Below are 19,607 nucleotides of genomic sequence, written 5' to 3' on the forward strand. Positions count from 1 at the left end.
AATTAAATGTAAAACTATGATTACCAAGCGATAACAAACCAAGTGAGTGACGTTTGAGCGGATGTATGGTGTGAACACCAGTGTTCAAGTGTTCCAAAATGGCACACCCTCACTGTGACAAAATGGTACAGTCATGGAACTTCAACACATTACCAACAGCAATTGGCTTTCCACATCATGGGACAGAAGTGAGCAAGCTGGTTTAAAACAGCGACGTCGACCAGACGATATTCGCGTAACTTCCGCGTTTCTTGAAGACAGACGCCACCAGCTCAATTTCTTGATCGATGCGGTCAAACAATTCGCTCTGCCTCTGTTTAACCAACTGTTTGCTCACAGCGACAGTCGCCTAATCTTGACCGATGCAGAAGGCGTGATCATTGGAAGCTGGGGACAACCTAAATTCCGCGAAAAGTTGACCGAGATTGCACTCAGTTCTGGTGCATGCTGGCAAGAAAAGCTCAAAGGTACGAATGCCATTGGTACCGCATTAGTAGAAGCAAAACCCGTCTCTGTGATTGGAGACCAACACTTCATACAACATCATCGTTTCATCAGTTGCTCGGCAAGCCCTATCTTTGATCATTTGGGTAACTTGATTGGGGTTCTGGACATCACCAGTGAACAAAAGAAGCATGACTTTTCAACGCAGGTCTTGGTGCAAAACATGGTTCAGCAAGTGGAGAACCAACTGCTCAACCAAATTCCTCAAGGGCATATTCGAGTGGATTTAGCTTGTGAGCAAGGTCTACTGAATAGCGGTTGGCAAGGCATCATCATTGCCAATGAAGAGGGTCAGATTCTGGCTCATAACCAAGTTGCATCACAACTACTTGATCAAACCAACGTTGTTGGACAGCAACTCGCCTCCATACTCGACGATTCTGCCAGTAACCAATCTTTTGTCTTCAAAACTCAGCCACTATCGGAGCGAAAAGCATCATCCCGTGCCATTTCTGCCTCGAATGACCTGCATTACGGTGACATCACCGTCGAGCACTGCTGGCAACAAGCCAATCGCGTAATCGATAAAGACATTAGCTTGTTGATCCTTGGCGAGACGGGCGTAGGTAAAAATGAGTTTGTTAAAGCTCTGCATAAAAACAGCCAGAGAAAAAACGGCCCCTTGGTTTCCGTCAACTGCGGTGCGCTACCGAAAGACTTGGTCGAATCCGAACTGTTTGGTTATGTCGCAGGTGCCTTCACCGGAGCAAACAACAAAGGCTACCAAGGTAAGATCCGTCAAGCGCACAAAGGCATCTTGTTCTTAGATGAAATCGCAGACTTACCATTAGAAGCGCAAAGCCGACTGCTGCATGTTCTCCAAGACAAAACCGTGTTGCCTGTCGGCTCAAACCAAACCATCCAAGTGGATACACAAATCATCGCCGCAACACACAAAGACTTAGAGCGATTAGTTGAGCAAGGTGAGTTTCGTCAGGATCTTTATTACCGCCTAAACGGACTCATCGTCGAATTGCCCCGTTTCCAAGAGCGTAGAGACAAACAAGCACTGATTGAGAACATTCATCGTCGTCACGCCGAGTCTGAACAAAGTATTTGCCCTCACCTGCTGTCATTAATGTTGGGCTATGGTTGGCCGGGGAATCTGCGTGAGCTCGACAGCTTAATCAAAGTGTCAGCCTTGATGGCGCAAGGAGAAGTGCAACTCGAGCTTAGCCACGTACCGAACCACCTTGCCAAAAAGCTAAGCCAAACAAACGCTATCGAACAAGTGGATACTTCAAAAACCAGAGACATGCGTACGACTGTGGAAGATAAGCTGGTGAAAACCTACCAAGCAAACCAAGGCAACATCAGTAAAACCTCACGCATGTTGGGTCTGAGCCGCAATACCATTTATCGCAAACTCAAGAGCCTTGGAATGCTGAAATAATGAAATGTGAGAGATAAAAAAAAAGAGCACCTCTTGGGGTGCTCTTCTTATTTTGAAACCTAGCCTTACAGTCCGCCTTCTTGCTGCGCCTGTTTTACTAATGCCTGACGTTGAGTTTCCGTTTCAGAGTTCACTTTCTGTTCCTTGTGCGTTTCCTGATCCATATCTGCCGGAATGAAAACAAAGTACTTGTTAAGAGTCATCGTAAGAACCTCAATTAATAGTGTTAAATCACCTTCTTGGTAAATGTAAACAACACCAGCAAAAACGACTTATGCCGGTTCCTTGTTGTAGGTTTCAAAAAATAGAGGATGTTTGTCTACTAAACATCCTCCATATGCAAGCTAATTATAGGAGGAGATCAAGGGCTTACCTAACACTGTTTTTCATCTTTTACGTAATCTTAGTTTCGATATCAGTATTGATACACCATACCCTTACGAGCTAACTCTATGTCACAAAAGAAAAAAATGATGCAGATTTTATTGGAACAGAGGATGAGAGGCGTTGATACTTAAAGCTCAATGTTTTGAGGCGCTTACTTCGTGAAAAATACCATTGATTTAAATTTGTATCGCTTTCTTTACCTGCTCAGCCAGCAAAAAACGCAGGCGAAAGTGTGTCACACCCTCGACATCAGCAAAGCGACTTTTACTCGGCAACTCGCCGAATGTCGCCAGCGATTTGATAACGAACTGTTCAATGCGGAGAAAGGGTTCTACACCCCCACTCTCCTTTGCCAACAGCTATGTGAAGCCATAAGCGAGCCGTTAGAGCAACTTGAGCAGATACCGCAACTGGCACAAAGCTACAATGCGAATCAGCATGCGAACGAATACCTATTCAGCATTATCAATCCTCTTTCTGCCATGTTGACGATTCCTTTGGTCACCGCCCTCACAACAAAAGAACAAAAACCTAAGATCACCTTTATTGATTGGTCGATTGAAAGCATAGAAAACCCCAAACGTGGTGCTGTCGCGATTGGTATTGGTGGTTTTCCGAATGAACTCAATGAAAGGATGGTCGAACGCAAAGTCAGCTCAGTGCCGATTTTCGCTTACGTCAATGATCAACACCCACTCAGTCAACAGCAAGAAATAGAGCTAAGCGATATGGAGAACCTAGATACTGTGCGCGTCTCAATGGGTTCGCTCGATGTGAGCGCCTATTACGAGCGAATGCGTAAGTTGACTGGCGTGAATCTAGAACAAAAACTGACTGTCTCCTCCATGAGTGCTGCGCTAGATTGCGTCAAAGTCAGCCCGTATGTATTTGTCGGTATGTACATCGATGACCAAGAGCTGCCCGCAGGCATTCGTCGATTACCTTTGAAGTTAGAAGGTAAACCCATGATGTTTGACGTTGGCATTCAGTACCATCGTGCCTTCTACCAACATCCAATCATTGCTCAAGTAGAAGCCTTTATTAAACGAGCCCTTAGCTAATCCACTTGATTCAATTGCCACATCGTCAACGAATACAAAAAAGCCGACCAATAAACAGGTCGGCTTACTTCTTCAGCTTCTAGAACTTAAGCTCTTATCTTATTTAACCTCAGTGATATCACTTGGCTTCCAAGTACCGTCGTACCAAGGCTCTAGTGGACCATATACTCGCAAGATAGTGAACCAACCTTTGTTAGGTACAGTTTGAATCCAGTTTGCTTCTTTGCCTTTTGGAGCTTTCGGGCCAAAGTACAAATCAATCGAGCCATCTGAGTTCTCAATCATCTCATCGCGTTTATCGTTCTTACTTGGGAACGGTTGGCTCGTTTGTAGCTCCGAACGTGTTTGCGTATCGTAAGCCACCACAGACCAGAAGTTCTTCGCTGGCACATTGGCAGGAATCGTCAGTTTATAATTCTTGCCGCCATCAAAGTACTCGCCTTGTGCAGACTTATCGACAATCGCGTATTTCGATCCTTTACCAACCATCTTCAATGCCATTGCAGGCGTGTTAACCGTTGCCATGTAGAAGAAATAGGTACGTGCATCTAAGTTTCGTCCACCGTTACCTTCTTCAATTAACCACTGGTAATCGTTGCCTATGAAGGCAGTCTTCCAGTTACGATCGTTCCAAATATATGCATTCTCGGTGCGTGGGTTAAACATCAGTGCACGTGCCGTTGCATTACCAATCGCAGCACCATCTTCAAGGATCTTTTGCATGCGAGCATCTGGTGCAAATGGTTTGCCCTTCTGAATACCGATAGTCGCAATCAAACCACGCATTTCCGGGTCGATGAATTCAATCGGCTCTTTGTCGATCACCGTTTTGATTTCATCATAGAAATGGTCGTCGTTCGCATGGATAGTATTGAAAGACTTGCCACTACCTGAGATGAATTCCATCTTCGGTTGTTCGCCTTTCTTCGCCAGTGGGTAAATCTTCAAACCTGTGTGGTATGAGTTCACAGCAGCATCGGTTTTACCATCTTTCAGGAAGCCACGCGCAATAAACCAGTTGGTATAACTTGTGGATTGGGAAACATGGTAACCCTCAGGTACTGGACCCTCGTAGTTTGGTGGCAAGATGAGGTATTTACCGCCCTGACCTTTATCTGGACCTACAACGCCCATGTCGGTCACAAAACGGAAGAAGGCATCATTGACTGTAGTTGGCCCCATGCCCGGCGGGATTTCCACAACCGTTGGACCATCACGCTCTAAATCAAGAAACGCCGATGCGTAAACCGTATCCGTGTTTCCCGTTAAAAATAGAGGGTTTGAATCCATCAGATCATCAAACAGCATCACCTGATTTGAACTGGTTAGCCCCATCTTCTCATGCCCGACTCTCAACGCTTCCATAGAGGCCATAGGAATCGCGTTCATAAACACTTCTGTCGCACGCATGGTATCGAGATTGTCGTACAGCGTATCCATGGTTTGTTGGCTTGGCACGCCATCCTTGAAATTCAGAGTACCAATGCTGGTTTCAACCTTATCAGGTGTCATGATGCTTGATGGAATGTCAGTGTTGTAAGCGCCTGTGCTTGCCATCACTGATGATGAAACCAATAGGCTGGTAATCAATGCGACACGTTTAAGTTGAGTCTTTAACATAAGAGTTTCCTGCGTTTTCAGTTGGGATGCATTTACTTTAGTCAAAGATAAAAATCATTTTTGACGCTCAACAGAATCAAAAATGCTGTCCAAAACGCTATGCAATGAAACTCACAACAATTGGCTATTAAAAACTGTCTACCAGGTCAATATTTAATCTTTTTTGAGAAATATTTAGCCTACTTTTTGGGTATCTTCTGAGCAAAAAAGAGACAATACAAATGCGGAGTGAAAGTACTCTGGCTCTACCCACTAAGCTCTGGGAGGCGTTATGAAAAGTAAAAAATTAGGTCATGTAATGTCATTCAGCAGAATGTTTTCCTTCATTGCCTTTCTGACAGCCACATTCGCTTGGGTATTAAGTATGTATGCCCTCTTTACGGTTTCCGTTGTGGCACTTTTCGTCAGTGGACTTCTCTACTTGAATGACAGATTCGGCCATCACCCAAAAGGCAATGTAAAAGAAAAGAGCGCTTAGGCGCTCTTTGAGTTTCTATAGAGTAAGAATGAAAAAAGGATGCCACTTGGGCATCCTTTTGCTTTTATCCGTTTACTGACTGCGGATTAAACGTCGTAAGTTGTAGACGCTGTGTCGCCGCCTGTACCAGTCCAGTTAGTGTGGAAGAATTCACCACGTGGACGGTCAATACGCTCGTAAGTGTGAGCACCGAAGTAGTCACGTTGAGCTTGAAGCAGGTTCGCTGGTAGACGAGCTGTTGTGTAACCGTCTAGGAAAGATAGCGCAGAAATCGTACATGGCATTGGGATACCAGACTCTAGAGACTTCGCTGCTACTTTACGCCATGCTGCTAGGCTGCCTTGTAGGATGTTTTTGAAGTACTCATCAGAACCTAGGAACGCGATATCTGGGTTCGCTTCGTACGCATCACGGATGTTGCCTAGGAACGCAGAACGGATGATACAACCACCACGCCACATTAGAGCTACGTTACCGTAGTTTAGGTCCCAACCGTTCTCGTTAGACGCTTCGCGCATTAGCATGAAGCCTTGAGCGTAAGAGATGATCTTAGAAGCTAGTAGCGCTTGACGTAGTGCATCAACCCACTCTTGCTTGTCGCCTTCAACTGGAGTGATTGTCTTACCGAATAGAGACTCAGCTTCAACACGTTGGTCTTTCAGTGCAGATAGACAACGAGAGAATACAGACTCAGAGATAAGCGTTAGTGGAATACCTAGGTCTAGTGCGTTGATACCAGTCCATTTACCAGTACCTTTTTGGCCAGCTGTGTCTAGGATCTTCTCAACTAGAGGCTCACCGTCTTCATCTTTGTAGCCAAGGATGTCAGCCGTGATTTCAACAAGGTAGCTGTCTAGTTCAGTCTTGTTCCAGTCAGCGAATACTGCTTGCATCTCGTCTGCAGACATACCAAGACCGTCTTTCATGAACTGGTAAGCTTCAGTGATAAGCTGCATGTCACCGTATTCGATGCCGTTGTGTACCATCTTAACGAAGTGACCAGCACCATCGTTACCAACCCAGTCACAACATGGCTCACCAGCGTCAGTTTTTGCAGAGATACCTTGGAAGATTGGCTTAACCGCTTCCCAAGCTTCAGCAGCACCGCCAGGCATGATTGAAGGACCAAAACGTGCACCTTCTTCACCACCAGATACACCAGTACCGATGAAGTGAATGCCTTTCTCACGGCAATGTGCTACGCGACGGTTTGTATCTGGGTAGTTAGTGTTACCACCGTCGATAATGATGTCGCCTTCGTCTAGAAGCGGAATTAGGTTGTCAATGAACGTGTCAACAACGTCACCTGCACGAACCATAAGCATCACTTTACGTGGTGTTTCTAGCTTCTCTACTAGTTCTTCTAGAGAGTATGCACCGATGATGTTTGTGCCTTTCGCTGGACCTTCCAGGAACTCGTCTACTTTAGCAGCAGTACGGTTGTGAGCCACAACTTTAAAGCCGTGGTCGTTCATGTTTAGGATAAGGTTTTGACCCATTACAGCAAGGCCGATTACACCGATATCACCTTTCATTGTTTCTCTCCAATTGTCTTTTATTCGACCAGCGGCCGCATTAAGCGATTTTTGCCGCTGCGTCTAAATCTAAATACCATTCCGTCAGACCCGCTTTCGCTTGGATCTTCGCTGCCGGATATGGAAGTACGCGTGCTGGTGAGCTGTTAATCTCTTCGATAATGTCTGCTTTACCAGCGCCAAGTACCAAGTAACTGATGCGCTTCGCTGCTTCTAGCACGCGTGCCGTTTTCGATACACGAATCTGACCAGACTCAGGATGAGAAGCCAATACTGATAGGTTCTCATCATCGTAGTTTGTCTGACCTGGGAACAGCGATGCGGTATGACCGTCTGCGCCAACACCAAGTAAGATCCAATCAAACACAGGAGTGCCATTTTCAGTTGGAATCACTTCTGCCATCTCTTTCGCAAAGCGTTGTGCTTCAACTTCTGGCTCGTCTTCACCACGAATGCGGTGGATGTTCTCAGCAGGAATGCTTACTTGGCTAAATAGTAGCGTATTTGCTTCACCGTAGTTGCTTTCTGCATCATCAGGAGCAACACAGCGCTCATCACCCCACCAGAAGTGTAGGTTTTGCCACTGAATTGACGTCGCGTAAGCTTCTGTTGCCAATAGCTTAAACAGCATTTTAGGTGTGCTGCCACCAGAAAGAGAGATGTGAACAGGTCGGCCCATTTCGCTAAACGCTTTCATGTCGTTAGCAAGGCTTTCTACTACCTGCTCTGCTGTTTGGTAGATCTTATGGTTGATCATAGTTCGCAGTAGTCCGTATCTGTTAGGTTTTTACAAGGGAAGCGCCATGCGCGGTTAGCTCGTTGTAGCAAGTCGTCCGCTTCTTTTGGTCCCCATGTACCACATGCGTATCCGAATAGCGCTTGTGGGTCTTGCTTGAAATCTAGAATTGGTTGCACGTATTTCCAACACGCTTCAACCGCATCGCTACGAGCAAATAGCGTTGCATCACCGTTTAGGGCATCAAGAAGTAGACGCTCATAAGCAGTTAGCATTTGGGTTTCTTGCAGGTCAGCGTAGTGGAAGTTCATTTTCACTTCCTTCGCTTTAAAGCCTGCGCCCGGCTCTTTCAGACCAAAGCTCATTTGAATGCCTTCGTCTGGCTGAATACGAATAATCAGCTTGTTCTCTGGTGCGTTTTGACCAAACACTGGGTGTGGTGTCTGTTTAAAGTGGATAACCACCTCAGTAACGCGAGTCGGTAAACGCTTACCTGTACGCACGTAGAAAGGCACGCCATTCCAACGCCAGTTGTTGATGTAAGCTTTCAGGCCGATGTATGTCTCAGTACGAGAATCGTCTGCTACGCCGTTCTCTTCACGGTAACCAGGAAGTTGTTGACCACGAACTTCAGACGCCGTGTACTGACCCAATACTAGGTCATTGCGAAGTGCGTCTTCATCCAATGGTTTAAGACACTGAAGCACTTTCACGACTTCATCACGCATTGCGTCAGCATTGATTTGTGCAGGTGGTTCCATACCAACCATTGCCAGTACTTGTAGCAAGTGGTTTTGGAACATGTCGCGCACCGCACCTGAACCATCGTAGTAACCGCCACGCTCTTCTACGCCTAAGAATTCTGCGCCTGTGATTTCCACGTAATCAATAAAGTTACGGTTCCACAATGGCTCAAACATAGCGTTAGAGAAACGAAGTACAAGAAGGTTTTGAACCGTTTCTTTACCTAGGTAGTGGTCGATACGGTAGATTTGATGCTCTTGGAAGTGCTCGTGGATTTCTTTGTCCAACGTACGCGCTGATTCAAGATCGTAACCAAAAGGTTTCTCGATGATCAGGCGTTTCCAACCATCTTCCTCGTTGTTCAGTCCGTGTGCTGCAAGGCTTGCAGGGATCACGCTGTAAAGGCTTGGTGGCGTCGCAAGATAGAATAGCGTATTACGTTGTTCGAATTGGTATTCGTCTGCCAGTTGGTCTAAACGAGTCGCCAACTTGCTGTAATCTTGTGTGTCAGAAGTATTGATTGCTTGGTAATGCAGGTGGTTGATAAATGCATTAAGCGTTTCTGGCTCAGTTTTCTCCATTTCCTGAAGCGATTTTTTCAGCTTTTCACGGTAAGAATCGTCGCTGTATTCAGTACGACTTACGCCAAGAATGGCAAAATTCTCTGGAAGCTGTTTGTTCGCATAGAGGTGGTATAGAGCAGGAATTAACTTACGGTATGTAAGGTCGCCTGAAGCACCAAAAATAACGATGCTGCTGTTTTCTGGTATTACCATCATCTTTCCCTTAAAAACGAGGTACTTATTGTGTGCCCGGATACGGCTAAAAGGATTGAGCCAACCCTATCAATGGCACCCCAAAATAGAAAATTGGTCTTACCTATTACGTTGATAGGTAAAGCCTATAGTCCCAAATCACTGCAACTGCTGAGCTCCTTAAACATAGTCTGGATTTCAACATTTGTAGGTCGTTTAGAACGCTTATGTCTCTCGAGTACAACCTTGCACTCTGCGGAGGAGATTTCCGACACGGGGGCGTATTGTCTACGACTATTTGATTTACATCAACACTTGGTGGTGCAAACGTTTAAATAATTTACACGATACGCAACAAAGCATTGAATAATAAGAAGTAATCAATAACCTTTCGAGAGTTATAAAATTTAAGCAAAAACTCTAAATTGAAGAATAAATGTTCAAATTTGCAATCCATTACATAAGTAATGCGATTCAGGTGGAGTTTACTCCTCAATTCGCAACTCGTTGAGAATGATACTTAATGAATTATAACCGAGCGTTCTATCGAGACGCAGGCAGGAAGGCAGTGGTTAATACTTAGAAATGAAAGGATGGCTAGATAAAAGCCACCACTTTATGAGTTAAAACGACAATGATTACCTTATCACTTTTTTATAACTGCGCTCTGGTCGCCCTACGGTTCCGTAGTTTAAGTCGGCTTCCAGTTCACCCGAACTGATCAGGTATTCAAGATAACGTCTGGCAGTTGTTCGGCTGGCACCAATCTGCTCGCCTGCTTCGTCCGCCGTAAACATGCCTTCTCCAACAAACAAAGCTCGAATCTTGTCTAAAGTTACGCCATCGATTCCTTTTGGTAAGCGTTGTGGCGCATTGTCTGACCCTGTATTTGATTGCAACATCTTATCAACCAAGTTCTGGTCTAAGCTTTCTGCTACGTTCAGCTGTTGGCGTTGAGAGATGTACTTTTGCAATGCCGCCTCTAATCGAGGGAACATAACGGGCTTGAGTAGATAATCAACGACCCCGCCTCGCATCGCTTGTTGAAGCGTATCTACATCTCTCGCCGCGGTAATTAAAATCACGTCGCAAGTTTGATTGTTTGAGCGCAGCGTATTGAGAATCTCCAAGCCAGTTCCGTCTGGCAGATAAACATCCATCAGTAACAAATCGGGTTTAAGGATCTCTAGCTGCATTTCTGCTTCCATCCGTGTCGTTGCAATGCCCACGACTTCCAAACCGGAGAGTTGGCTCAGATACTTGTGGTGAAGCTCTGCAATGGCAATATCATCCTCGATGATCATGACTCGCGTTGCCGTATTCATACTTGTTCTTCCTTAGGCAAATACACGGTAATTCTCGTTCCATGTTCTGTATTTGGTAGCATCTCAACATAACCGTGGTAACGCGTCGCCAGTTGATTCACAAGGTGTAGTCCTACCCCTCGATTCTGGCGAGACTTGGTTGAAATGCCCTTTTTCAAGAGCTCTTGTGGCTCAATGTTATCCGGTAGCCCACAACCTTGGTCGACCACCTCTAAAATCACTTCGTTTCCGTAATCACTGATCGAAACATCAATACTGCGACGCTCTAACGCAAACGCAGATTCAACTCGAATAGCAGACAAAGTCGCGTCAAATGCGTTATCGACAAGGTTACCGAGAATGGTCACCAAGTCTTCGGCGTTTAGCCATTCCGGTAACGGTTCTAGGCGACTGCCTTCTTCTACCACCAGTTGCAAACCAAGCTCACGAGCACGTTCTGTTTTGCCTAAAAGCATGCCAGCGATAAGCGGATCTTTAATGGTGTCTCGCAAGAACTCAATCATCGCTTGGTAATGCGCCGTCTCTTGTCCAATAAGCTGCTGCACCGCTTCTAACTCACCCATTTGAACCAAGCCGCTAATGGTGTTGAGTTTGTTTCTGTGTTCATGCGTTTGTGAGCGAAGCAAATCCGCGTACTCTTTGGTTTGCGAAAGTTGCTCGGTGAGTTCGTTGATTTCATCACGCAAACGGAAACTCGATACGGCGCCGACGATTTTACCATCCACAAAGATCGGGGAGCGGTTTGCGATTAAGCGTTTGTGATTGAGGAAGATCTCGATGTCGTGATCTTCTTGTCCTGTTTCTAACACCGTATACAAATCGCTATCTCGGAGCGTATCAGTCAACGGTTTGTTGAGTGCGGCTTCTCGGTCGATGCCTAGAATTTGGCATGCGCTACGGTTGATTGAGCGTAATACACCTTGCGCATCAACACTGAGCACCCCTTCTTTAATGGTGCTCATAGTCACATCCAATTCACCGTATAAACGACCAATCTCTTCCGGCTCAAAGCCCATGATCGCTCGTTGGAACTTACGTGATGCATAGTTAGAGACCACGGCATTGGCTGCAACCACAACCAATGCCATTACAATTAGAAAGGCAAGAAACGGCTCGATGCGGTCTTGCAGACGCTCCAAAAGATAACCGACAGAAACCACCCCAATGATGTTGCCTTGCTGGTCAAAAATCGCCGCTTTACCACGAACGGAATAGCCCAAAGAACCTTGAGCCGTAGAAATATAGGACTTCCCTTCCACCAGCGCTCTTTGGTTATCACCGCCTTTCATCGGCTTACCAATACGTTCGTCGACCGGGTGAATCAAACGCACGCCATCTTTATCGCCGATAACAATAAACGCAGCACCTAACGCATCGGTCATTTCACGAAATCGCAGTTGGTATGGTTCAGGGTTTTGAGATTCGATCATCTCGATGACAATGTGGGATGTCGATAAGAAACGCGCTACACCCAGCGCTTTCTCACCCATCTCTTGTTCTTGATCGAATTTAAGGTAAGTAAAGCCAGCAGCCACAAGGATAAGAAGTTCAATCAAACCCGATAACGTCATAATAATGAGCATGCGCTTACGAAAGCTGATCGAACTCCAACTCATTGATACATCCCTTACCGTTACGAACATTCCACGTCACTGTGGAGACACATTCTAAATTAACACTGAGTTAACAATGAGGCTTTTACTAAATGACAAATCTGTGAACGAACGAAATGATCTCGTGTGTTTCCGATTAATAACTAAGCGAGCAGAAGCACAAGCACTTAAAAAGTGGGAGAAAAACTTGATGGAATAAAATGCAGAAACAGAAAGATAAGCGGTCAGGCGATCATGCTTCTCACCTGACCTTGTTGGTTTTATCGAGAAGCAAAAACGCGCTCTAAACGCTCCAGTGCTTCCTCAATCACCGCAGTCGGACAAGCCACATTCATACGAATAAAGCCTCGTCCCATTTCGCCAAACATGCTGCCACCTTCTAGAACCAAGTGCGCTTCATCAGCCAGTAGATTAAGCAAGTCGGCTTCTTCTAACCCAAACTCAGAGAAATCTAACCACGCTAGATAAGTCGCTTCAGGGACATAGAATTGGATTTTTGGAATGCGTTGCTTGATGAAAGACGCCATCAAAGCCAAATTCGTGTCGATAACATTATTGACCTCTTCCACCCACTGCTCTTCTTCATTGAATGCGGCAATCGTCGCGTCCAACGCAAACGGAGACATGCCCACCTTTCCTGTGTAGTTGTTCAATGTATCCCTATGCGATGCGTTCTTGATGACCAAGTTCGTAATATGTAGCCCAGCGACGTTAAACGTTTTGTTTACCGCCGTTGCGATGATGGTATTTTCACTGTATTCCAAGTTAAGGGCAGAGGTAAATGAGCGGTCTTTGCGAATCAAATCCGCGTGTATTTCATCCGAGAAAAACAGCACATCGTTGTCTGCACAAATCTTGAGAAGAGACTGCGTGACTCCCTCAGACCAAATATTGCCCGTCGGGTTATGCGGGTTGCAGTAAATAAAGATCTTGTTGTTCGGGTCTTTACACTTTTCTTCAAAATCCACCAAATCGATACTGTATTGGTTGTTCTGATCTCTAATCAGATGATTTCGCACGACTTCACGGTTAGTCTCTTGAATCTGCAATTGGAACGGGTAATACACCGGAGGCTGAATAATGACGCCTTCCCCTTCTTTACTGAAGGCTCGAATCACGTTACGAACCGCAGAAACGGTTCCGGCACTGTACACAATCCAATCCTGCTCAATCGACATATTATGACGTCGACCATACCAATTGATGACGCTGTCATAATAAGGTTCAGTCTGTTGCGTATAACCCAAAGTGCCTTGCATCGCTCGGTTAGTCAGTGCGCGAGTTATTGCTGGCGCGCACTCAAAATCCATATCCGCCACCCAAAGGGAAATGGTGTCATCGTAATAATTCACCCCTAAAAAATCTTTGACTATCTGATGGTTTGTCTTTGCAGCAAAGCTGTTTTTTCGGTCTAATGTTGTGGTGAAATTATAAGAATTCGTGGTCATGAATCTGGTACCTTTAGCGCTTAAAAATGAGAGAAGCGAAGAAATGCAATGGGAATACTTGAGTCTAATCTAGCGACCATTGTTGATTAAAACTCTGACACCCCGCAAAAAAACAGCAACGTTTTCAACTTGGTGAAGCGGCACAACTCGGTGTCTTCGTCACTTTGAATCACGGCGCGTTTAACCGCAGTCTCAACGCTCAATTTATAGCCTCCATGAAATATCAAAAACAAATCATATCGCCAGCCAAATAATGTTGTTATTTATTCAACATCATACATAAATTGCCATCCAAATCTTGAACATGATCACACCAATTTGAGCGGTTTTTGAGGCGTTTTTAGACTTTCCGTCGTATAATTTTTAGTCAAGAAGCCTCCTAGAGCTTCGAACAAAGAAAGCAGCCAACTGGAAGTCTATTTAACGCTCAACACTTGCGTCAGAAAATTTGAAGATACATTGATAAAAATACAAATACTGACCGTAGGACAAACACTTAGACACCATCTGCACTGCAATAACTATAAACAGAGGTGCTTTTATAGTTAGAAGGAACACCAAAACATGGAACGCGATACATTTGGAATTTGCCTGAATAAGGCCATGCTGTCAGAGAATATGTATTCAACGTTTACACACGTCAGGGCTTATGAAAAGAGTGATGCTAGCTCCGCTGATCTTAAGGTGCTGCTGTCATTCCCACAGATGAGTGGCAAAGACTTGCTGAATACAATGCGAGGTTCTCGTCAGCTTGAGTGGAGAGCAGAATTTCACTGCCCTTCCATGAAGTGAAACAGTAGAAAATACGTAATAACGCTGCGCCCAACTAAGCCCCACTTAATTGGGCGCAACATTTCTCCAACAATTCTTTTATCCAATCACTTAACACTTTCTAATGAATACTTTATATTAGAGCTAATACTCTAAAGCAAAGTAGCCACTATGAAACAAACCGGAAAGTTCTGGATTTTGGGCCTTCTCAGCAGCTCGATTTCTCTTGCCTGTCACTCGGCTCCCATCACATTCGATGATGCATGGAAATTGTTGTTAGAAAACAACTATTCCCTTAAAGCGCAACGTGCCAACGTAGAAAGTTATGAATACCAACAAAGCGCGACAGATAACCTCAACTTACCGCAAGTAAGCATCGGCGCGAATTACACGCGTTTAGATACGGACGTCACCTTGTCCGGACAGCAGATTCTCGATAGCACTGGGCAGCACATTAGCGTGCCACCTGTTTTCCAACCTATTTTTAGTGCGCTTGCGAACACCACCTCAACGATTACAGAGCGTGACATCTTCTCCTCTTCTATTCGTGCTATCTGGCCAATCTTTACTGGTGGTCGAATCAATGCCGCTCAATCAGCAGCAGAAGGTAAAACGGACGAGGCAAAAAGCCAGCTCGCGATGGAGCAACAAGCTCGCTTTGAAGATCTCTCTAAATACTACTTCTCCGTTGTCCTCGCAAAAGAAGTATTAGCAACACGACAAGCGGTAGAGAAAGGGTTAACCAAACACCGCGACTTTGCGATTAAGATGGAAGAACAAGGCCAAATCGCCCGCGTTGAACGCCTTCAAGCGGAAGCCTCACTAGACAAAGCCAAAGTCGAAACACGCAAAGCCGCCAGTGACCTGAGTATCGCGCAAGCGGCTCTTGGCAAAATCTTAGCGCAGAGTGATTCTGTAGAACCTTCAGAAACCCTGTTTATCAACAATAACCTGCCGCCGTTGAACGCATTTGTTGATCAAACACTGCTGACCTATCCGGGCTTAGATTTGTTGGATGCCAAACACAAACAAGCGTCGAGCTTAATCAAAGCCGAGAAAGGCAAATACTACCCAGAAGTTTACCTATACGGTGATTACAGCCTGTATGAAGATGACTCCCTTGCCAGCCAAATGAAACCGGATTGGTTAGTTGGTGTCGGTGTAAATATTCCGCTTATCGAATCTACTGGCCGCAGCGAAAAAGTAAAAGCGGCGCAAAGCATGGTCACCCAAGTCGATGCACTAAAATCACAAGCGAAGCAAGATTTGTCGCTTCTGGTACAAAAGACGTATCTCGAAGCACAACAAGCCATTGATGAAGTACAAGGTCTAGAATCAAGTATCGCCCTTGCAGACGAGAACCTGCGCTTACGCGAAAAAGCCTTCACTCAGGGCTTATCGTCATCTTTGGATGTGGTCGACGCACAACTGTATGTCGCCAGCGTAGAAACACAGCAATCAGCGGCACGTTTCCGTTATCTGATTTCTTTAACCAAACTATTAGCACTGAGCAGCGAAATGAACAGCTTCGCTCAATACCAACATACTGCTTACGTTCCAGCATCAGCATCCAAAGAGGCAAAATAAGTCATGGCAGCAAAATCTCTAAAACCCGCTCTACTATCACTTTGCGCTTTGGGTGTCGCTTCTTGGGTTGGTTACCAGTTCTACCAAGCGTATCAACCAGAACCAGCTCGTTTACAAGGACTGATTGAAGCGCAGCAGTACAGCATCTCTTCTAAAGTCCCAGGTCGTATCGATGAAGTCATGGTGCGCAAAGGCGATGATGTCGAAAAAGGTCAGTTGATCTTTACCCTTCACAGCCCAGAAATCGAAGCAAAATTGGAACAAGCAAAAGCGGGTGAAAAAGCCGCTGGCGCATTGGCATTAGAAGCAGAAAAAGGCGCACGTGAGCAACAAATTCAAGCCGCAAAAGACCAATGGTTGAAAGCGAAAGCGGCGGCAGATTTGATGGAAAAGACCTACCAACGTGTAAACAACCTTTATAAAGATGGCGTAGTCGCAGAGCAAAAACGCGATGAAGCCATGACGCAATGGCAAGCATCTAAATACACCGAAAGCGCAGCGTTCCAAATGTACAACATGGCGAAAGAAGGTGCACGTAGCGAAACCAAAGTCGCTGCAGCAGAGAAAGCACGCATGGCGGCTGGCGCAGTAGCGGAAGTAGAAGCGTACGCAAAAGACACGCAAATCTTTAGCTGGTTTGATGGTGAAGTCTCTCAAGTTTTACTGCAAAGCGGCGAACTTGCACCTCAAGGCTTCCCAGTTGTGACGGTTATTGATACCCAAGATTCTTGGGCAACACTGAACGTACGCGAAGATTTGCTCAAACACTTCACCAAAGGCACGACCTTTAAAGCTTACTTACCAGCACTGGATAAAGACGTTGAGTTTAAAGTGACTCACGTTGCTGTAATGGGTGACTTCGCAACATGGCGCGCGACAGACGCATCAAAAGGTTTTGATCTTCGTACATTCGAAGTGGAAGCTCGCCCTACCCAACCAGAGCCTGAGCTGCGCATGGGCATGAGTGTTGTGGTTGAGCTTTAATCGCGTTGGCATAAGACTATGACGATTCAAATCTCACAACGACAAATCCTACGGCGTGATAAGTGGTTGTTATCTTGTCTGACATGGGTGCCGATCATATTGGCCGTCACTATTTGGGGCGTGTTCTCTGCAGGCATTGCCAGAGATCTCCCTATTGGAGTGGTTGATTTGCAGCACTCGCAATTGTCACGCAAGATGATTCAGTCTCTTGATGCCTCTTCCACTCTTTCTGTTGATTACCACTACACCAGCTCAACAGAAGCGAAGAACGCGATGATCGAAGGTGATATCTACGCTTATGCTGTGATTCCCCCTCAATTTGACCAAGACATTCTTTTGCATCGACAACCACAGCTATCGGTCTTCTTCAACAGCCAATACATTTTGGTTGCGAAACTGATCAACTCAGCGGTTGCACAGTCTCAAGGGTATTTTGATGCTCAGCTAGAAACCATGGGTAACCTAGCGAAAGGCAACACCACAACACTTGCAGCTATTGGTCAAGCCGTGCCAATTTCGACTCAGATTACAGCCTTGTTTAACCGCAACACCAACTACGCCCAATTCTTGGTGACAGCGATTGTTCCGGCGATCTGGCAGATCTGTGTCGTGGTCAGCACCATTTTGATCCTAGCGGCGCATTTTCGTCTTTATGGAAATGGCAACAACAGCTTCGCGTTCTTAGGCGATCGCCCTTTCACTCGACTAAGTAAAATTCTAAGCCAGTACATTCCTGTCTTTATGGCACAAAGTGCACTGTTCTTAGTCTGGTTTTATGTGGTGCTTGATTGGCCGATGGAAGGCAGTTACTTAGTTATGTTGTTGGCGCAGTTCGTAACGACTATCGCATGCATCATCATGGGTGCATTGTTCTTCTTCCTATCGATGGACCCAGCGCGTGCGATGAGCTTTGCTGGCGCATTTACCGCACCGAGCTTTGCATTTATGGGGATAACCTTCCCGGTTTCCAACATGAACGCGTTAGCACAAGCATGGCGAGGCTTATTACCAATTACGCATTACATCGAAGTTCAAGTGGATCAAGCAAGCTACGGCGCAAGTGCGGCACAATCTATCGGCTCACTCTGGCCGATGGTTGGGTACATTATCCCGCTACTGATGACGGCGGCTTTATTGGCAAAACATCGCAACACAGCTTTGTTAAATAGCTCGTCCTCAACAGATAGCAAACAGGAGGCTGTATGACACTGTGGCAACTGATTAAAACAGAACTTCGCTCAGTGATGACCAACCCTGTCGTGGTACTGACTGTCTTTGGTGGCGTGGTGTTTTACTCCTTCTTATACCCGCTTCCATACGCGCAACAAACACCGAGAGAACAGCCGATTGCAATTGTGAACCTTGATGGCAGCCAAACCAGTTTAACCCTAGAGCGCATGGTCGACGCGACGCCTCAGGTAAAAGTCGTGACACGATTACACACGATTGCCGATGCAAAACAAGCATTCCTAAACCGTGAAATTACCGGCTTCTTGGTGATTCCAGAGCACTTCTACAAAGACTTGATGCTTGGTAGCAGCCCTACTCTGGCTTATGCCGCTGATGCCTCTTACTTCTTGGTCTACGGCACCGTAGTAGAAGGTTTGGCAACAGCAGGCGGTACGCTTGGTGCTCAAGTTAAAGTAAGCAAAATGGTGATTGATGGTGTACCACTGAGCATGGCCAGCCATGACTACTCTGCAATCAAACTCAACATGAAGCCAACCTTCAACCCGACCATGGGATACATCGAATACGTGGTGCCAGCGGTGTTTGTTCTGATCCTTCAACAAACATTGATCATGGCTGTCGGCTTGCAGACAGGTACGCAACGTCATGGTCGCGGTTATTGGTCACAGGTGCCAACGGGCGCTCTGCTACTTGCCAGAACCTTGGTCTTCGTTGCTATCTACTACCTACTCAGCGCCTACTACTTTGGCTTCAGTTTTGAACGCTTGAACGTCAACCACGTTGCCAACGCAGGTGAGCTACTCACCTTGTTATTGCCATTCTTACTTGGTTGTTGTGGTTTAGGTTTATGGCTCGGATACTTGCTACCAAGACGCGAGCTGGTGACATTGGTTGTGCTGGTTAGCTCAATGCCTTTAATCTTCTTAGCAGGCTTTATCTGGCCCGTTGAGTCGATTCCTGCCCCGCTACTTTGGTTTGCCGACTTGAGCCCAAGCACTTGGGCAATAAAAGGCTTTTTAGCTCTCAACCAAATGGGCGCAACGTGGCAACAAGTCGCAAAACACTGGACTGCTCTTTGGGTACTGACGGTACTTTGGGGCGGCGTTGCTTACTGGATTGCTAAACGCAATACCAAACCAGTAGTAACAGAAAGCTTAGGTTAACGGCTTTTCATCCAATTAAGAAAGGGGCTCACGTAGCCCCTTTTTGTTTGCTTGGGTATTACAAAACCTCTAGTCAAGTGGCTAAATTTACTCATCAACTACAATTGGGATTAGGGAGAAACCTTGTTTGTTGGATTAGCCGGCCCTCCTTTTGGATCATATCAATCAAAAAGAAGCCTGACTCATTGAGTTCGGCTTTTTTACATCTGGGCTCTATGAGTTATCAAAGAAATGATTCGAGAAGATAATAAATATTATGAATAATTCTATTACTTGTTGATTTCACGCACGTTGTTAGACGACAAACCAATT

At 45.7% G+C, this 19,607-nt stretch carries 16 protein-coding genes; 8 read left to right on the plus strand and 8 right to left on the minus strand.

The window, feature by feature from the left end; genetic code table 11:
• Positions 1-133: 133 nt before the first annotated feature.
• Positions 134-1,897 (plus strand): sigma-54-dependent Fis family transcriptional regulator, encoded by a 1,764-nt coding sequence (locus tag KIT90_RS24610; protein WP_285379164.1) that lies wholly within the window; start codon positions 134-136, stop codon positions 1,895-1,897.
• Positions 1,898-1,962: 65 nt separating this feature from the next.
• Here KIT90_RS24610 and KIT90_RS24615 read toward each other — a convergent pair whose 3' ends face one another.
• Positions 1,963-2,100: a hypothetical protein gene (locus tag KIT90_RS24615; RefSeq protein ID WP_009704374.1), complete on the minus strand. Its 138-nt coding sequence runs from the start codon at positions 2,098-2,100 to the stop codon at positions 1,963-1,965.
• A 342-nt stretch (positions 2,101-2,442) separates the two neighbouring features.
• On the opposite strand from KIT90_RS24615, the gene KIT90_RS24620 reads away from it, so the two are divergent.
• Positions 2,443-3,345: a LysR family transcriptional regulator gene (locus KIT90_RS24620; protein WP_285379165.1), complete on the plus strand. Its 903-nt coding sequence runs from the start codon at positions 2,443-2,445 to the stop codon at positions 3,343-3,345.
• A gap of 99 nt (positions 3,346-3,444) precedes the next feature.
• Here KIT90_RS24620 and KIT90_RS24625 read toward each other — a convergent pair whose 3' ends face one another.
• Positions 3,445-4,965: a DUF1254 domain-containing protein gene (locus KIT90_RS24625; protein ID WP_285379167.1), complete on the minus strand. Its 1,521-nt coding sequence runs from the start codon at positions 4,963-4,965 to the stop codon at positions 3,445-3,447.
• A 271-nt stretch (positions 4,966-5,236) separates the two neighbouring features.
• Between KIT90_RS24625 and KIT90_RS24630 the strand changes: the two genes are divergently transcribed.
• Positions 5,237-5,443 carry a hypothetical protein gene (locus tag KIT90_RS24630; RefSeq protein WP_020197504.1) on the plus strand — a complete coding sequence of 69 codons (207 nt, stop codon included), beginning with the start codon at positions 5,237-5,239 and terminating at the stop codon, positions 5,441-5,443.
• An 86-nt stretch (positions 5,444-5,529) separates the two neighbouring features.
• Here the strand turns inward: KIT90_RS24630 and gnd are convergent, their stop codons facing one another.
• The 6 genes from gnd to KIT90_RS24660 all read right to left on the minus strand — a co-directional run bounded on the left by gnd (position 5,530) and on the right by KIT90_RS24660 (position 13,599).
• Entirely contained in the window at positions 5,530-6,978 is a 1,449-nt protein-coding gene (gene gnd, locus KIT90_RS24635) for a decarboxylating NADP(+)-dependent phosphogluconate dehydrogenase (protein ID WP_005442184.1), read from the minus strand.
• A gap of 40 nt (positions 6,979-7,018) precedes the next feature.
• Positions 7,019-7,735, minus strand: coding sequence for a 6-phosphogluconolactonase (pgl, locus tag KIT90_RS24640; RefSeq protein WP_020197501.1), 717 nt, complete (start codon positions 7,733-7,735; stop codon positions 7,019-7,021).
• Positions 7,732-9,234: a glucose-6-phosphate dehydrogenase gene (zwf, locus tag KIT90_RS24645; RefSeq protein ID WP_038894102.1), complete on the minus strand. Its 1,503-nt coding sequence runs from the start codon at positions 9,232-9,234 to the stop codon at positions 7,732-7,734. The genes pgl and zwf overlap by 4 nt, the downstream gene beginning before the upstream one ends.
• 617 nt (positions 9,235-9,851) lie before the next feature.
• Positions 9,852-10,538 carry a response regulator gene (locus KIT90_RS24650; RefSeq protein ID WP_020197499.1) on the minus strand — a complete coding sequence of 229 codons (687 nt, stop codon included), beginning with the start codon at positions 10,536-10,538 and terminating at the stop codon, positions 9,852-9,854.
• The gene (locus KIT90_RS24655) at positions 10,535-12,154 is read right to left on the minus strand and encodes a sensor histidine kinase (protein WP_285379170.1); all 1,620 of its coding nucleotides are present in this window, start codon (positions 12,152-12,154) and stop codon (positions 10,535-10,537) included. Before KIT90_RS24655 ends, KIT90_RS24650 begins: the two co-directional genes overlap by 4 nt.
• A gap of 257 nt (positions 12,155-12,411) precedes the next feature.
• Complete coding sequence (locus tag KIT90_RS24660) at positions 12,412-13,599, minus strand: MalY/PatB family protein (RefSeq protein ID WP_285379172.1); 1,188 nt, start codon at positions 13,597-13,599, stop codon at positions 12,412-12,414.
• A 564-nt stretch (positions 13,600-14,163) separates the two neighbouring features.
• Here KIT90_RS24660 and KIT90_RS24665 point away from each other — a divergent pair.
• From KIT90_RS24665 to KIT90_RS24685, 5 genes are all read left to right on the plus strand, one after another.
• Positions 14,164-14,391: a hypothetical protein gene (locus tag KIT90_RS24665; protein ID WP_010648656.1), complete on the plus strand. Its 228-nt coding sequence runs from the start codon at positions 14,164-14,166 to the stop codon at positions 14,389-14,391.
• Positions 14,392-14,541: 150 nt separating this feature from the next.
• Positions 14,542-15,957, plus strand: a complete 1,416-nt coding sequence (locus KIT90_RS24670; protein WP_285379175.1) for a TolC family protein — start codon at positions 14,542-14,544, stop codon at positions 15,955-15,957.
• A gap of 3 nt (positions 15,958-15,960) precedes the next feature.
• Positions 15,961-16,941 (plus strand): HlyD family secretion protein, encoded by a 981-nt coding sequence (locus KIT90_RS24675; RefSeq protein WP_005442193.1) that lies wholly within the window; start codon positions 15,961-15,963, stop codon positions 16,939-16,941.
• Between the two features lie 18 nt (positions 16,942-16,959).
• Positions 16,960-18,147, plus strand: a complete 1,188-nt coding sequence (locus KIT90_RS24680) for an ABC transporter permease (protein WP_285379177.1) — start codon at positions 16,960-16,962, stop codon at positions 18,145-18,147.
• The gene (locus tag KIT90_RS24685; protein WP_045416696.1) at positions 18,144-19,295 is read left to right on the plus strand and encodes an ABC transporter permease; all 1,152 of its coding nucleotides are present in this window, start codon (positions 18,144-18,146) and stop codon (positions 19,293-19,295) included. Before KIT90_RS24680 ends, KIT90_RS24685 begins: the two co-directional genes overlap by 4 nt.
• Positions 19,296-19,607 lie beyond the last annotated feature (312 nt).

Source organism: Vibrio sp. B172a, assembly GCF_030248355.1.
Lineage (GTDB): Bacteria > Pseudomonadota > Gammaproteobacteria > Enterobacterales > Vibrionaceae > Vibrio > Vibrio owensii.

Bases quoted from the DNA above. Each gene is read 5' to 3' on its own strand.
- gnd (WP_005442184.1), bottom strand. From the start codon at position 6,978: ATGAAAGGTGATATCGGTGTAATCGGCCTTGCTGTAATGGGTCAAAAC.
- pgl (WP_020197501.1), bottom strand. From the start codon at position 7,735: ATGATCAACCATAAGATCTACCAAACAGCAGAGCAGGTAGTAGAAAGC.
- KIT90_RS24655 (WP_285379170.1), bottom strand. From the start codon at position 12,154: ATGAGTTGGAGTTCGATCAGCTTTCGTAAGCGCATGCTCATTATTATG.
- KIT90_RS24625 (WP_285379167.1), bottom strand. From the start codon at position 4,965: ATGTTAAAGACTCAACTTAAACGTGTCGCATTGATTACCAGCCTATTG.
- KIT90_RS24685 (WP_045416696.1), top strand. From the start codon at position 18,144: ATGACACTGTGGCAACTGATTAAAACAGAACTTCGCTCAGTGATGACC.
- KIT90_RS24610 (WP_285379164.1), top strand. From the start codon at position 134: ATGGAACTTCAACACATTACCAACAGCAATTGGCTTTCCACATCATGG.
- KIT90_RS24665 (WP_010648656.1), top strand. From the start codon at position 14,164: ATGGAACGCGATACATTTGGAATTTGCCTGAATAAGGCCATGCTGTCA.
- zwf (WP_038894102.1), bottom strand. From the start codon at position 9,234: ATGGTAATACCAGAAAACAGCAGCATCGTTATTTTTGGTGCTTCAGGC.
- KIT90_RS24680 (WP_285379177.1), top strand. From the start codon at position 16,960: ATGACGATTCAAATCTCACAACGACAAATCCTACGGCGTGATAAGTGG.
- KIT90_RS24630 (WP_020197504.1), top strand. From the start codon at position 5,237: ATGAAAAGTAAAAAATTAGGTCATGTAATGTCATTCAGCAGAATGTTT.
- KIT90_RS24650 (WP_020197499.1), bottom strand. From the start codon at position 10,538: ATGAATACGGCAACGCGAGTCATGATCATCGAGGATGATATTGCCATT.
- KIT90_RS24615 (WP_009704374.1), bottom strand. From the start codon at position 2,100: ATGACTCTTAACAAGTACTTTGTTTTCATTCCGGCAGATATGGATCAG.
- KIT90_RS24670 (WP_285379175.1), top strand. From the start codon at position 14,542: ATGAAACAAACCGGAAAGTTCTGGATTTTGGGCCTTCTCAGCAGCTCG.
- KIT90_RS24675 (WP_005442193.1), top strand. From the start codon at position 15,961: ATGGCAGCAAAATCTCTAAAACCCGCTCTACTATCACTTTGCGCTTTG.
- KIT90_RS24660 (WP_285379172.1), bottom strand. From the start codon at position 13,599: ATGACCACGAATTCTTATAATTTCACCACAACATTAGACCGAAAAAAC.